Genomic DNA, 628 nt, shown 5'->3' on the forward strand with positions numbered 1-628 from the left:
GGGCAATCGCCTCCGGCGCCATCGCCGCGAAGCCTACGCCCACGATTGCGCCGAGTGCGCCGCGCCGGCCGTTGCAGGCCAGGGAGGAATCGAGCCCGTCGCAGGCCGGGCAGGAATGCTGGAACAGGCGCATGGTCAGAGCGCCGCCGCCATGGGAACTCCCGGAACCCGCTGCCGGCTGTCCATCGCGCGGGCATAGGCCGCGTCGAGCCCATAGATGTCCTGGCGGATGCGCATGTCGGCGCCCTCCACCGTGACGGTGTTGTAGTGCAGCCGCACCGGCAGCTGCCGCCGGATCGCGTTCACCGAGGTGGCGCGTCCCGCGAGGGTGCGGTCGATACGTGCCCGGTCCCACCCGGGCGTGCCGTCGATCACGAGCATGAGGAAATCCATCGGCCTCTCCAGGCGGATACAGCCCGAGGAGCGGGCGCGGTCCGCGAGCCGGAAATACTGCCGATCGGGCGTGTCGTGCATGTAGATGTCGTCACCGTTCGGCATGATGAACTTGAGCCGGCCCAGCGCGCTCGCATCGCCCGCATCCTGGCGGATGATGTAGGGGAAGCGGTAGGGGTTCACCGCGCGCCAGTCGACCGTCGTCGGGTCGACCTCGGTCACCTCGCCGTCGATG

At 69.6% G+C, this 628-nt stretch carries 1 protein-coding gene; it reads right to left on the reverse strand.

Translation table 11 applies throughout. From position 1 onward, the window contains the following. Window positions 1-135: 135 nt before the first annotated feature. Window positions 136-628 (reverse strand): L,D-transpeptidase family protein (locus AC1DWF_RS35855; RefSeq protein WP_476843212.1); only part of this gene is annotated, 493 nt, incomplete at its 5' end.

The sequence above is a fragment of the Aminobacter sp. P4_D5 genome, from assembly GCF_056401815.1.